Below are 12,978 nucleotides of genomic sequence, written 5' to 3' on the forward strand. Positions count from 1 at the left end.
ACTTCAGCTAGAGTCCTGGTTACAGCAAAGTGGAGACGCTTATTTTAAGCGGTTGTTGATTGCCTCTCAGGCTTGTACGCTCGTGTGGCGTATTATGCAAGCATCTGATAAACAGTCACAAGAGTTTGCTTTGTTTTTAGTGCGCCTCTCAGGTCGGCAAATGAAACGCAGCAAACCAATAACCGCACCTGCTGTGATGGCAGGATTGTTCCAGTGGCTTAATTTTACCGAACTGGTAAATCATTATCCCCCTGACAAACTGCGTGAATTCGCTGATGCCGCTAGTAAATTTGTGTAGATACCTATGAGCTAAAGGTATAGATATTGATGACATTGATGATATCGAGGTGATTGATATCGATATGGCAAAGGGCGAACATTTAACGGAAGAGTTCCGCAAGATAAACCCCTTGCAGCTATTGCCGGTATTGGTGCTTCAAGATGGTACCGTGCTTAATGATTCTCAAGCTATCTGTGAGTACTTAGATAGGGTCTATGGGGAACGTTCTGTTATGGGCAATGATGTGGTGCAACGTGCTCAAGTGTGCTCTATAAGAAGGGCTGCTGAGTTTGAAGTGTTGTACAACTTTATGCTCGCCTTTCAGCACAGTCATCCCTCAAAAGCACATCGAGTTGATCAAGTTCCCGAATTTGCTTCTAAGTCTATCGCTAGAGCCGAAAAAGCACTGCCTTATTTCAATAATATTTTAAAAGATAAAGATTATTTAGTAGGTAATCAATTAAGTTATGCCGATATTGTTCTCTATATTGGTCTTGACTTTGGGCGCGTTCTTAAATTTGATCCTACTGCGCATGGTGAGGGTATAGCGCGCTTTTATAACGCAATGAATGAGCGATTTGGCTTTAAGAAGTAAGGAATAATATGCTTTCTGCAAAATCTCTAATTATTGCTATGGTAACGGGTAGTCTACTGTTAGTGGGCTGCCAAAATACCGCTCCTGCAACTTCTCAGTCTAGCGTAGCCCAGAGTAATACAATGACAAATGCTGAAAACGAGTTGACGCTGAATGCTGCTAGTTTGGCCAATTATCATTGGCGACTGCTGGCTGCAAAGGATAAACAAGGTCAGCCCTTATCGATCTTAGAGACTATCAAAGACCAAGTGCATCTTAATTTCTTTGTAGAACAAAGCACTTATGTGGACCAAATCACTCAGCATGCCAGCTTCACAGTAGGCTGTAATAGCATGAGCTCCAAGTTTACGGTATCGAGCCAGACCCTCAAGATGGGCGATATTATCAGCACTGAAATGTATTGTCAGGACTTAGATCAAGCTGAGAGATTGATGGCTCAATTAATGCGCGGTAATAGTAAGCTCTCTATTAGAAGCTCTAAGCAAGCAGCTATATCAGTGGCCACTTATCCTGTTTTAACGCAACATATGGCCACAGGTGAAGTATTGGTTTGGGAGGGGACTGCAACCCCAGAAGCTAAGTATCAGCAGCAAGGGGATATTGTCTTTTGGGAGGTCAACCATCAACTACAAGACTGTCCTAATCCTGACCAAAAGGCTTGCTTAAAAGTGAGACCTGTTTATTATGATGAGCAAGGTATCAAGCAAGGGGTCGGTGACTGGGATATCTTTGTCGAGAAGATTGAGGGTTATAATCATGACAGCGAGGTTGACACTGTGCTGCGTCTGAAGCGCTTCACCATTGATCCTATAGATGTCAAAGGCAAGCAGTTTGTGTATGTGTTAGACCGCATTGTAGAGAGTTCTGTGGTTAATTAAAGCTAGTGGCTAGGTTGGATTTTCAAAGCAATAAAAAATCGCCTATAGCACTATAGGCGACTATCTTTTGTAAAGCTGAGTCTACTTTAGCCCAGCCAAGTCCTCTTCAGTTAAACGCCAACGTCCTTTTTTCTTGGAAGCACCGCGGCCACGTAGCGTGCTATTCATGAGCAGTTTATTCATAGAATGGCTAGAATGAGCATGACAGATGGCGCAGGCAAGACCATCGGCGGCATCTTGTTGCGGGGTGACATCCAGTTTTAAAATGCGGCAAACCATCTCTTGTACCTGATTTTTATCGGCGGCCCCATAGCCACAGACCGCTTGTTTGATTTGTCTGGCAGTATATTCAGAGACTTCTAAATCTAAGGCAACCAAAGCTGCAATGGCTGCACCACGGGCTTGACCTAGTTTAAGAGCAGAGTCGGGGTTTTCAGCCATAAATACTTGCTCAACGGCGGCGTGGATAGGTTCGTCGGAGTATTTTTGATGGTATTGGGTAATTCTAGTTATCCCGTTAAATATGCGCTTTAGACGTTCTGGCATCTCTTTGGTGTCGGTTCTGATCGTACCGGCGTCCAGATAACGTAAAGTATCCCCTTTTTGATGAATAATACCGTAACCTGTCATTCTAGAGCCGGGATCAATACCAATAATTATTGCCATAATAAATCAAATTATCCTAAGGGTTATCAAAGTTTGTGCTGCTGAATCTTGTTTAATAGAGATCAAATTTCAGTATTATTCCTCAACAAAATTCATTTCAGATTTGATAGTATAGCAAGCCATCCCCATATATCTAATACATATTAAATTTTTGTTATTTTCCAAATCAAAATAGGACGACACATTATGGGTCAATTAGTTGGCTTAGCCATCGTATGGTTTATTATTGAAATGCTACTGTGGTATTTAGTGGCACAATTTATCAGTGGCTGGTGGGTATTTTTCTGGTTTATCATAGCTGCTGTAATTGGGCTTAGCTTAATACGTCGTGGTATGACTACTTTAAACCCTATGGCACAGCAGATGAAAGCAGGGGGTATGATGAATCCTGCTATGCGCCCACCTGAAGATACCATTATTAAAACGGTGGCTATGGCAGTGGGTGGTTTATTACTGTTAATTCCTGGGCTTTTGTCTGATGTTTTAGCGCTGTTGGTAGTCTTGCCACCTGTACAGAAGAAACTAAAAAATATGGCCAATAACTACGTCATGAATAACCAACAAAAAATGATGGAGATGATGGCAAAACAGATGTGTGGACAAATGGGAGGTCAAAATCCATTTGGCGGTATGGGTGCCGGTGGTAATCCATTTGGGGGTCAAAATCCTTTTGGTGGCCAAAACCCATTCAACAATCAGTCAGGCTCTAAAAACGCAAATCCTTTTGGAAATGGGTTTAAGCAAAATACTACGGTAGAGGGCTCAGCTAAGCCAGTCATCAAAGATGTAAAAAAATTAGAGAAGCCTGCTAATGATGAATAGTGGGCTATAAATAGAGGCTAGCTGAATAATTAGTTAGTTTCTCAAAGTAATAAAAAAACCCTTCTACTTGTGTAAAAGGGTTTTTTATTACTTATAAATTAAAGTTCTATTAGATGATATCTAACCAATAGAAATAAATAAAACAATTTATAAGGTATAACTAAATTTAGAACCGAAGTGCCGCTGTTGGATGGGGACCCATGAACCGTGAAGTTCAGGGCGGATGTGTCACTGTCTCTTAAGGTTTCCTGAGTCACTGCAAGCAGTGCAGGCATACGCAATGAAACAATAGATAGCACATCCATTTAGTGCATTATCGGCTCAGGGAATAACATCCACTGGCGAACACTTCAGAGTATTTAAATATTAACTAATTTTTTATGAACTTGCAAACCTAAAGCTATATAAGTTTGTTAATAATGTGAACAAAGTGCTAAGTTACATTGCCATCTATCTATATAGCTTAAGTTTTAATGTAGAGAATATGGTTAATGTTAGCTTGGAATTATCGGGGTTAACCCCTTATATAATAGGCGTTCACAATCTTACATTATAGTTAAACGGGCGAGTGTGTTAGAATTAGAGAGTCAATTTTGATATTAATTTTAATAGTTTTGTATATTTGATTTAATTTTATAATCGTTAATATTCTAACTTTTCTTAAAATATTGCAATACAAATGGAGATAAAGTCAATGGTAGCAGCTGATAAGAACAAAAAAATTCCACACGTTCTAATGATTTTAGATGGTTTTGGACACCGTGAAGATGAGCAGGACAATGCGGTCGCAGCTGCCACTACGCCTAATCTAGATAAAATCAACAGCACTTATCCGCATGGTTTAATCTCAGGCTCAGGTGAAGATGTTGGATTGCCTGAAGGTCAGTTTGGTAACTCAGAAGTAGGGCACATGAACTTAGGGGCCGGTCGAGTATTGTTTCAAGACTCAACTCGTATCTCTCGTGATATTAAAAATCGTGATTTTTATAAAAACCCTGAGTTACTAGCAGCCATCGAAGCGGCAAAAGACTCTGATAGCAACCTTCATATTATGGGTCTGTTATCAGATGGTGGAGTTCACGCTCACCAAGACCATATTGAAGCCATGTGTCATGCCGCCGTGGTACATGGTGCCAAAGGGGTGTATGTTCACTGCTTCTTAGATGGTCGTGATACGCCACCAAAATCTGCTGACAAATATATCAAGCGTCTAAAAGAATTCTTGATCAACTTAAACGCGTACTACGAAAGTAACGTACAGATTGCCAGTATTATCGGTCGTTACTATGCTATGGACCGTGATAATCGCTGGGATCGAGTTGAGAAGGCTTACAATCTATTAACCTTGGGTGAGTCAGAAAGAATGGCGACACGAGCAGATGGCGCAGTTCAAGCCGCTTATAAGTCTCGTGAAACAGATGAATTTGTAAGTCCAACTACGGTTATTGAACATGGTGAGACACCAACGACCATCAATGACAATGACGCGGTTATCTTTATGAACTTCCGTGCAGATAGAGCGCGTGAGCTGGCCCAAGCCTTCATCTTGCCAGATCATGAGTTTTCAGGATTTGCTCGTAAGAAGCAGCCTAATTTATCTGCGTTTGTAATGATGACGCATTACTCGGATGAGTTGGCCGCTAGTCCAAAAACTTCAGTGGCCTATAAGCCAACGACGCTACATAATACCCTGGGTGAGTACTTACAGAACAATGGAAAAACTCAATTAAGAATTGCGGAAACTGAGAAATTTGCTCACGTTACGTTTTTCTTCAGTGGCGGTAAAGAAGATGAGTTCACAGGTGAATCTCGCATTTTAATCCCGTCACCTGATGTTGAAACTTATGACTTAAAACCAGAAATGAGCGCTCCGGAAGTGACCAAAAACTTAGTAGAGGCTATTGAATCTGGCAAGTATGACGTTTTGGTAGTGAACTATGCCAATGGTGATATGGTGGGTCATACCGGTAATTTTGAGGCAGCAGTCAAAGCTGTAGAAGCCTTGGACGTGGCGATAGGTGAAGTATCAAAAGCGGTAATTAATGCCGGTGGACATTTACTGATTACAGCCGACCATGGTAACTGTGAACAGATGCAAGATTACGAAAGTGGTCAGGTGCATACTCAACATACTACCGAGCATGTGCCTTTGATTTATGTAGGTGATAAAAAGGTAACTGTCCGTGAAGGTGGTAAATTAAGTGATGTTGCCCCAACTATCTTAGGTCTAATGGGCCTTGAAGTGCCTAAAGAGATGACAGGGATCAACTTGTTAGAAGCAAAATAACCAATCAACATTAGCCTAGTTAAGAGCCATCTAGTCAAGAATAACCTAGTCAATCACAAGCTAGGGGCTAAAATCTCTTCACTACCAATGATAGTAGAGCATACTATGCAATTTGACTCTCCTCAAAACTTAGCAAAAAATAAGGAGTTTATCGCTCCTAACATGCATAGGTTATCCAGGCTTAATGGCCGTAAGTTTAGTCAAATGGCTAGTCTTGCGCTGTTGTCTTTAACGGTTACTATCAGTGGCTGTTCTACTATGGGGCAGCCACAATCCTCTGAGGCCGATAACGGAGCTACTAATTCTGTCATTTCACAGTCAGGTTCAAATGCCCAACCCCAGTCAGAGGCGGCAAAAAAGCTAAATGATTTGGCAATTACTGCCAAAAAATCTGAAGCCGCTTGTGTTGATGACTGCGGCGATGTGAATGCTATTGCCCCTCCTGATGATGAGGTAGTGAGTTATGAGGATATAGATTCGCAGCCGGTATTTATTGATGATTTGGAACAAGATGACCTTGATAATGAGATCGAAGGTGAGAGGCTAGGGGTGGAGCATGTTCCATTAAATGCCATATCACCACAGACTTTACAAGCTTTTGTAGAAGTTATCGATGTCATTCGTCACGACTATGTGAGACCTGTCAATGATGAGATGCTGTTCCAACATGCCATAACCGGTATGTTAGAGAAACTAGATAAGCATGCTGAATACTTGACCCCAGAGAGTTATGATAATCTGCGTAATTTCACTGATGGTGAAATTGCCCAAGTGGGTTTGGTGGTGAAATATAACCCCGACACTCAGGCTTGGGAGGTCAGCTCTGTTTTAAGTCAGTCCTCTGCTCAGCAAGCAGGGATTAAGAGCGGTGATAGGTTATTACGTATTAAAAATGCGGAACTCACCTCAGATATGACAGAGCAAGATGTACAGCAGCTACTTTCTGGTATTGCAGGTTCCCAAGTTGAGGTCACGATAACCAATGCCCAAGGAGGGTCACGACGCAATATAACTTTGCAGCGTAATCTGGCCGCCAACAATGAGTTAACTGTGACTGTTAAAGACACTATCGCTATAATCCGCCTACCTGTTTTTCAAAACGGCTCTAAGAATCAATTGATTAACGCTTTAAAGCAAACAGGGACAGCAGTAACTGGTGTCGTTATTGATGTGCGTAATAATCCAGGAGGGGTGCTGTCATCTGCCATCGATATCGCCAGCTTGTTTATCAAAGAAGGTGACTTGATTCAGGTAAGAAGCCGTACCAATAGCGCTCAGCTACTTAAGCCTAAAGGAAAACCTTATCTTTCTGATTTGCCAGTAATTGTGCTACAAAATCGTTATTCTGCTTCTGCTGCGGAAGTCCTGGCAAGTAGCTTTAAAAGCAATAAACGGGCAAAAATTGTGGGTGAGCAAAGCTTTGGAAAAGGCACCGTGCAAGAAGTGGTACCCCTTGAGTCGGGTGGAGGTATCAAGCTTACTGTTGCGGAATACCGTAGTGCTAAGGGTGAGCTTATAGATGGGGTTGGGGTCAAGCCTGATATGGTCTTAGCTCATGACGGCTCAGACTGGCAGCAAACTGCAGTGAAGCTGTTGTTATCTCAAGATCGACCCTTAGGCATTAAATTTGATACAAAGTTCGATAGTGACGGCAGTATTCTTAACGATTATTAGCGCTTAGACAAACAGCTAACTATTTAATTTAAACAGCTAATTATTTAATTGAAATAGATATTTTGGATAAAAAAAAGAGAGCTTCTAGGGAAGCTCTCTTTTTTATTAGTTAAGTCTAAGTATGGTTATTAACTTTTAACACTCAGGTCTAGGCAGTGAATATCAGGCTTAGGGGGTGATTAAACCATGACGCATGGCTAAGTGGGTTAACTTCACATCACTGTCGACTCCAACCTTTTCAAAGATGCGATAACGATAAGTATTCACCGTTTTTACACTAACGAAAAGCTGGTCAGCAATTTGTTGCGGGCTTTGACAGTTGACCACCATCATAGCCACCTGCTTTTCTCTTTCACTCAGCCTATCAAAAGGTGACTCTTCATTGTCTGTCAACAGCATATCTGCCAACTGTTCTGCCACATCACTACTGAAGTATTTACTGCCTTGATATACCTTTTTTATCGCTCTAATCATTTCTGCTAACGGAGTGCCTTTAGTGATATAGCCATTGACCCCTGCTTTTAATAGCATTGAAGGATAGGGCTGTGAGGAGACACTACTTACCGCCAAAATCTTTACTTTTTCATCAAACTGGCGTAAACGTTTTGTCGCTTCAACTCCACCAATATTAGGCATGTTTACATCCAATAAAACCACATCTGGGCTAAGCGCTTTAACCATTTTAATAGCAGCTTCACCACTATCTGCTTCACCAATGACCTCGATTTCAGGATCGTCGGCTAGCATCCTACTTATGCCCATTCTTACTAAGTCGTGGTCGTCAACCACCAAAACTTTAATCATATTATTTTCCCAAGAGAACTTACAAAACCAATAGTATTAGTAATTTTATGTTACTGTAGCGTAAAAGAAATGTTTTGAATTGACACCGTACCTTAATCCCATCTCTTTAAGTGGAATTAACACTTAACGACTAAGATTAATGATGTTAAGATAATTAACATATTGACTTAGTTTAGTATTAGTATGGTGTTTTAGTTTATAAATTAGTACTAATCTTTGTAAATTTTACTTTGCCATAAGTTAATTATTGAATTTAAGGCAGCGAATAGAAAGCAGCTAACAAAAGGCTTTCAATAGCTCTTAAGCAGTTAACAAAAGGCTCTTAATATAAAAAACTCATAACTGCAGTGCTTATTTGGTAGTTTTTTAAATCTATTTCAGTGTACTCCATTGTTAATGGATTTATCGTTTAGGTCAATAGCATCATACCTGTAATTAATTTGATAGTTAATTATTCTTTTTACATTATTTTACGACTCAAGTGGGATGAAATATGAGCATAAATAAATCTTTCAACAAATCTTTTATCTTTGTTTGCATCGCATTGGGTCTGGGTACAGCAAGTTCCGTCTCTAATGCAGCCTTGACAATTGTTGAGCCAAGCAAAACGGGCAGCTCTCAAGTTCAGTGGGGCAATGCCGGCGGTTTATCAGAAGCCCGCAGTATCATGTACTCTAATCCAGGGGTGACCACTAATACCACTCGTTCTTTTTCTACTAATACTAATAATTATTCAAGCTCTTCAAGTTTTGTTGATAGATTGCCTATTACAGCGGCATCAAGAGGCGTTATCGTTTTAGACGTAGAAACCGGACAGCCTCTGTATGAAAAGAATGCTGATGTTGCTCGTCCAATCGCTTCTATCACCAAGATCATGACTGCTATGGTAGTTCTAGATGCCGGCCTTGATATGCGTGAAGAGATTATTCTTGAGCCTGAAGATTTCGTAGGCCCTAAGCGTGCTAGCTCTCGTTTGAAATCCGGTGACCGTATGAACCGTGCAGAGCTACTGTTAATGACGCTAATGAAGTCTGAGAACCCAGCGGCAAAATCTCTAGCCAGAAACTACCCAGGTGGCTATGATGCTTTCATGCGTGCAATGAACGCTAAAGCCCGCTCTTTAGGTATGCACAGTGCTTTCTTTGGTGATCCTACCGGTCTGGATAAGCGTAATGTAGCTTCTCCAATAGACTTAACCAAAATGGTTCGAGCTGCTGGTGAATATGAAGTGATCCGCCGCTTCTCTACTACCAAAAACTATGACTTCTTTGTTGCAAACTACAGTGCTGGTAACCGTAGATATCCTGCTAACAACACCAGTAAGCTAGTTCGTAGCGGTACTTACCCAATTGGTATTTCTAAAACAGGCTTTATTAACGAAGCCGGTCAATGTGTAGTAATGGAAACTCAGGTAAATAACCGTCCTGCGATTATTGTCATTTTAGGTGCTGATAGCTCTAACACGCGCTGGAACGATGCAGAAAACATCCTACATAACTTAGCTTTACGCCGTACTATTTAATAGCTGACCTTGTGTTATTGATAACAACTAACTGCTATTAAATTAATATAGTACCCACAAAAAAAAGATTGCTCTTAGAGCAATCTTTTTTTATTCATTGATGATAATTTATTAATGACAATAGATTAAGAGGCATGCTGCATACATAAAGTTGCATAAGGCACAGCTTCTAGTCTTTTGTCTTCGATATCTTCACCACAAACTGTACATTCGCCATAGGTACCGTTTTCGATACGACTCAGCGCATTTTTGACATAGTTAAGGCCTTGTTTGGCTTCAACTAATAAAGTTTTTCGCATCTCATTATCACGCATAGAAATGGCTTGGTCATCCCAATGTTCATTTAGATCATCTTGAGGGTTATAAATATGATCTTCAATTTTATCGATACGGTTTTGATATTCTTGTTGTAACTCAAGTAGGCGGGCTTTGGCAGCAGAAAAATCTCTACTCATCATATTCTCCTTAAAAAAATATCATTTTATAGGGGTCATTTATAACCCTTTATTATTGCTTTGTTTATACCTTCTATATTAGCACTTATCCAATAATAAATCTTCGATTGCGCTAAATAATACAGCGGTATCTTTAATATATTTCAATAATAATGAGTAGAAACAGAGGCGAAAATAGATTACGAAATATGATAGAATTCTCCCACTATTTTTTCTTTAAACCTAAAATTGAAATGTAAGCCAATTTTGACTTTTAATCATAATTAAGTAAGGGTAAATACATGAATTTCGCTAGAATGGAAAACCAAGATTTAACCGGAAAAACTGTGTTAATTCGTGAAGATTTGAACGTGCCAATTCAAAATGGAAAAATTTCTAATGATGCACGTTTGCAGTCAAGTTTACCCACTATTAAGCTAGCCCTTGAAAAAGGAGCAGCTGTCTTGGTTTGCTCCCACCTAGGTCGCCCCACAGAGGGAGAGTTTGAAGAAAAATACTCTATGCAACCTGTAGCAGACTACTTGAGTAAGCATCTAGGTCTAACTGTAAATTTAAATAAAGATTATGCTGAACAAGGCGTGTCTATTCAGCCAGGTGAAGTAGTGCTATTAGAAAACGTTCGCTTTAACGTTGGTGAAAAGAAAAACACAGAAGCTTTATCACAGCGCTATGCTGATCTATGCGACGTATTCGTTATGGATGCTTTTGGTACCGCTCATAGAGCTCAAGCCTCTACCGAAGGGGTGATCCAAGCTGCAGCCAAAGCCGGCAAAGTAGTGTGTGCAGGTCCTTTACTAGCAGCAGAGCTAGATGCTTTAGACAAAGCATTGCACGCACCAAAAAAACCATTAGTGGCCATTGTAGGTGGCTCAAAGGTATCTACCAAACTAGACGTACTGATCAGCTTAGCTAAAATTTGTGATCAAATTATCGTTGGTGGTGGTATTGCCAACACCTTTATCGCGGCAAAAGGTTATCCAGTAGGGGCTTCATTATATGAAGCAGATATGATTGAGACAGCAAAACAAATCATGACTCAAACTGAGATTTTATTGCCACAAAATGTGGTAGTAGCTGACAAAAATCAAATTAACTTTGATGACTTTATCAACTCATTGCAAGCAGCAACCCCAATTGTAAAAAATATCGATTCAGTTTCTGAAAATGACATGATTCTAGATATAGCAGCTGAAGGGGCAGAGCATATCTTTGATGCTGTGAAAAATGCGGCTACTATTTTGTGGAATGGCCCAGTTGGCGTGTTTGAGGTAGATGCCTTTGCAGAAGGAACTCGACTATTGTCAGAAGCTGTAAAAGACAGTAATGGTTTTTCAATTGCAGGTGGAGGAGATACTTTAGCTGCTATTCATAAATTCAAAGTAGAAGACGGCGTAAGCTATATGTCTACAGGTGGTGGCGCTTTCTTAGAGTTTGTAGAAGGTAAAGTACTACCTGCTGTCGCAGCTCTAGAAAAGCACAGCTCTAAGTAATTAAAATCTATACTTATTTCTGTAAAGGAAGCTTATTACTGCAAAGCTTGTTTGGGTTGTATGTCATTAATATAACATTAACTTAGTGCTATATTTGGTTTAGTTAAACTTAAACCTAGGTTACTTAAAGCTACTTGTATTTTTAATTATTAGCTATTAGAATGCTGAAAATCTAATATTATAAATTGTGAGGAGTTCACATGTTATACCGTCATCTTTTAATCGCAGGCCTTGTTGCTAGTGCAGTTGCTATCACTGGTTGTAGTAAAGAAACTGAACAAGCTGCCGATGCAGGTAATGTAGAAGCTGCAGCTGAAAGTGCAGGTGAAGATACTGTTGATAATGCCCAAACGGCTGGCGCAGTAGCTACTGGTGCTGTTGTCAATGCGGGTGAAGCTATTGCTGAAGGTGCAAATTCTGCTGTTGAAAGTACAGCAAATGCGGTATCAGAGGGCTCAACTGCTGTCGCTGAAGGCTCTAAAGATGTAGCAAACAATACTAAAGATAATGTAGACCTACAAGCTAATCCAGAAGTTGTGGAAGCGGTTGATGAAGATCAGCAATACTAATTTATCTGCTTAAAGGCCGTATTGTTAAATATTATATTTTTTAAATACTGCATTTAAGTGTAATAAGAGCTCTGACTGTGTCAGGGCTTTTTTAATGGCTATGAATTTATAGTTATTTAAATGGGGAATTGAATAGGAAGTTTAATAGAAAGTTGAATAGGAAACGAAGTAAGAGAGATATAGGGAAACCAACAGCAAGGCACAAGCTCAGTAAATAGTTGGGTATCTTTGCTATAATGAAGTTTGTTTTTTTATTAGAGAATTAAAATAACATTATGATAGGACTAATTGAAGGTAAGGTATGTCATTTGTCAGCTCCTGTGGCCTGCATTATGACAGCCTCTGGAGTAGGTTACGAGATAGAATTGCCTCTACCAGACTTTTGTCAGCTACAACTCGATGCTAACGTGGCTGTATGGACTCATTTGCATGTGCGTGAAGATGCTCAATTACTTTATGGCTTTATAAAGCATCAAGAAAGAGATGTTTTTCGCCAGCTGATTCGTATTAATGGGGTAGGCGCGAAAATGGCACTGGCTATGATGTCCACTATGTCTGCGCCAGAGTTAAAGCAGGCGGTGGAGAGTGATAATGAAGTAGCATTGACCCGAGTTCCTGGCATTGGCAAAAAGACGGCACAGCGACTACTTATCGAACTAAAAGGTAAGTTTGATAGTATCGAAAACAGTGGCGAGCTGTTTGATGACTTAAAAAACACGCCCAAATCAGCTGCTGGTAGTGAAGGGGTTATACTTGCCGAAGTGGAATCAGCACTTATTAGCCTAGGTTATCGCGATAAAGAGGCCCAAAAAGCCATTAAAGCTGCGAGAGAAACAGAAGCGGGTCAAAATATTGTTGACACGCAGTCGCTATTAAAACTAACTCTGCAACAGCTTTCAAATTTTTAGGGGTTAGCCTCTAGTTTGTAATATTTAA

Annotated in this window: 12 protein-coding genes, 1 other RNA gene and 1 pseudogene; 10 read left to right on the top strand and 4 right to left on the bottom strand. The window is 40.2% G+C overall.

The window, feature by feature from the left end; translation table 11 throughout:
• The 3 genes and pseudogenes from G561_RS13735 to G561_RS0101535 form a co-directional block, all read left to right on the top strand.
• A pseudogene (locus G561_RS13735) lies at positions 1-298 on the top strand (transposase); the annotation flags it as partial.
• A 49-nt stretch (positions 299-347) separates the two neighbouring features.
• On the top strand, positions 348-875 hold the full coding sequence (locus G561_RS13740) for a glutathione S-transferase family protein (RefSeq protein ID WP_227674038.1): 528 nt from the start codon (positions 348-350) through the stop codon (positions 873-875).
• 8 nt (positions 876-883) lie between these two features.
• Complete coding sequence (locus G561_RS0101535) at positions 884-1,753, top strand: META domain-containing protein (protein WP_028857978.1); 870 nt, start codon at positions 884-886, stop codon at positions 1,751-1,753.
• 81 nt (positions 1,754-1,834) lie between these two features.
• Here the strand turns inward: G561_RS0101535 and ruvC are convergent, their stop codons facing one another.
• On the bottom strand, positions 1,835-2,419 hold the full coding sequence (ruvC, locus tag G561_RS0101540; RefSeq protein ID WP_028857979.1) for a crossover junction endodeoxyribonuclease RuvC: 585 nt from the start codon (positions 2,417-2,419) through the stop codon (positions 1,835-1,837).
• Positions 2,420-2,605: 186 nt separating this feature from the next.
• Between ruvC and G561_RS0101545 the strand changes: the two genes are divergently transcribed.
• Entirely contained in the window at positions 2,606-3,241 is a 636-nt protein-coding gene (locus G561_RS0101545; RefSeq protein ID WP_028857980.1) for an FxsA family protein, read from the top strand.
• A gap of 168 nt (positions 3,242-3,409) precedes the next feature.
• On the opposite strand, the gene ssrS is transcribed toward G561_RS0101545, so the two are convergent.
• A non-coding RNA gene (gene ssrS, locus G561_RS15105) (6S RNA) lies at positions 3,410-3,601 on the bottom strand.
• Positions 3,602-3,935: 334 nt separating this feature from the next.
• Between ssrS and gpmI the strand changes: the two genes are divergently transcribed.
• Positions 3,936-5,528, top strand: coding sequence for a 2,3-bisphosphoglycerate-independent phosphoglycerate mutase (gene gpmI, locus G561_RS0101550; RefSeq protein WP_028857981.1), 1,593 nt, complete (start codon positions 3,936-3,938; stop codon positions 5,526-5,528).
• Positions 5,529-5,633: 105 nt separating this feature from the next.
• Positions 5,634-7,202: a S41 family peptidase gene (locus G561_RS0101555; protein ID WP_028857982.1), complete on the top strand. Its 1,569-nt coding sequence runs from the start codon at positions 5,634-5,636 to the stop codon at positions 7,200-7,202.
• 168 nt (positions 7,203-7,370) lie between these two features.
• On the opposite strand, the gene G561_RS0101560 is transcribed toward G561_RS0101555, so the two are convergent.
• Entirely contained in the window at positions 7,371-8,006 is a 636-nt protein-coding gene (locus tag G561_RS0101560; RefSeq protein ID WP_028857983.1) for a response regulator, read from the bottom strand.
• A 493-nt stretch (positions 8,007-8,499) separates the two neighbouring features.
• Between G561_RS0101560 and G561_RS0101565 the strand changes: the two genes are divergently transcribed.
• Positions 8,500-9,528 carry a serine hydrolase gene (locus G561_RS0101565; RefSeq protein WP_051584303.1) on the top strand — a complete coding sequence of 343 codons (1,029 nt, stop codon included), beginning with the start codon at positions 8,500-8,502 and terminating at the stop codon, positions 9,526-9,528.
• Positions 9,529-9,653: 125 nt separating this feature from the next.
• On the opposite strand, the gene G561_RS0101570 is transcribed toward G561_RS0101565, so the two are convergent.
• Positions 9,654-9,983 (bottom strand): TraR/DksA family transcriptional regulator, encoded by a 330-nt coding sequence (locus G561_RS0101570; protein ID WP_028857985.1) that lies wholly within the window; start codon positions 9,981-9,983, stop codon positions 9,654-9,656.
• Between the two features lie 281 nt (positions 9,984-10,264).
• Between G561_RS0101570 and G561_RS0101575 the strand changes: the two genes are divergently transcribed.
• The 3 genes from G561_RS0101575 (at position 10,265) to ruvA (ending at position 12,950) form a co-directional block, all read left to right on the top strand.
• Positions 10,265-11,473, top strand: a complete 1,209-nt coding sequence (locus G561_RS0101575; RefSeq protein ID WP_028857986.1) for a phosphoglycerate kinase — start codon at positions 10,265-10,267, stop codon at positions 11,471-11,473.
• Positions 11,474-11,673: 200 nt separating this feature from the next.
• Complete coding sequence (locus G561_RS0101580; RefSeq protein ID WP_028857987.1) at positions 11,674-12,042, top strand: hypothetical protein; 369 nt, start codon at positions 11,674-11,676, stop codon at positions 12,040-12,042.
• 275 nt (positions 12,043-12,317) lie between these two features.
• Positions 12,318-12,950, top strand: coding sequence for a Holliday junction branch migration protein RuvA (gene ruvA / locus G561_RS0101585; RefSeq protein WP_028857988.1), 633 nt, complete (start codon positions 12,318-12,320; stop codon positions 12,948-12,950).
• Positions 12,951-12,978 lie beyond the last annotated feature (28 nt).

It is taken from the genome of Psychrobacter phenylpyruvicus DSM 7000 = NBRC 102152 (assembly GCF_000685805.1).
GTDB classification, from domain to species: domain Bacteria; phylum Pseudomonadota; class Gammaproteobacteria; order Pseudomonadales; family Moraxellaceae; genus Psychrobacter; species Psychrobacter phenylpyruvicus.

Coding starts and splice junctions, on each gene's coding strand:
- G561_RS0101535 (WP_028857978.1), top strand. CDS start 884: ATGCTTTCTGCAAAATCTCTAATTATTGCTATGGTAACGGGTAGTCTA.
- ruvC (WP_028857979.1), bottom strand. CDS start 2,419: ATGGCAATAATTATTGGTATTGATCCCGGCTCTAGAATGACAGGTTAC.
- G561_RS0101545 (WP_028857980.1), top strand. CDS start 2,606: ATGGGTCAATTAGTTGGCTTAGCCATCGTATGGTTTATTATTGAAATG.
- gpmI (WP_028857981.1), top strand. CDS start 3,936: ATGGTAGCAGCTGATAAGAACAAAAAAATTCCACACGTTCTAATGATT.
- G561_RS0101555 (WP_028857982.1), top strand. CDS start 5,634: ATGCAATTTGACTCTCCTCAAAACTTAGCAAAAAATAAGGAGTTTATC.
- G561_RS0101560 (WP_028857983.1), bottom strand. CDS start 8,006: ATGATTAAAGTTTTGGTGGTTGACGACCACGACTTAGTAAGAATGGGC.
- G561_RS0101565 (WP_051584303.1), top strand. CDS start 8,500: ATGAGCATAAATAAATCTTTCAACAAATCTTTTATCTTTGTTTGCATC.
- G561_RS0101570 (WP_028857985.1), bottom strand. CDS start 9,983: ATGAGTAGAGATTTTTCTGCTGCCAAAGCCCGCCTACTTGAGTTACAA.
- G561_RS0101575 (WP_028857986.1), top strand. CDS start 10,265: ATGAATTTCGCTAGAATGGAAAACCAAGATTTAACCGGAAAAACTGTG.
- G561_RS0101580 (WP_028857987.1), top strand. CDS start 11,674: ATGTTATACCGTCATCTTTTAATCGCAGGCCTTGTTGCTAGTGCAGTT.
- ruvA (WP_028857988.1), top strand. CDS start 12,318: ATGATAGGACTAATTGAAGGTAAGGTATGTCATTTGTCAGCTCCTGTG.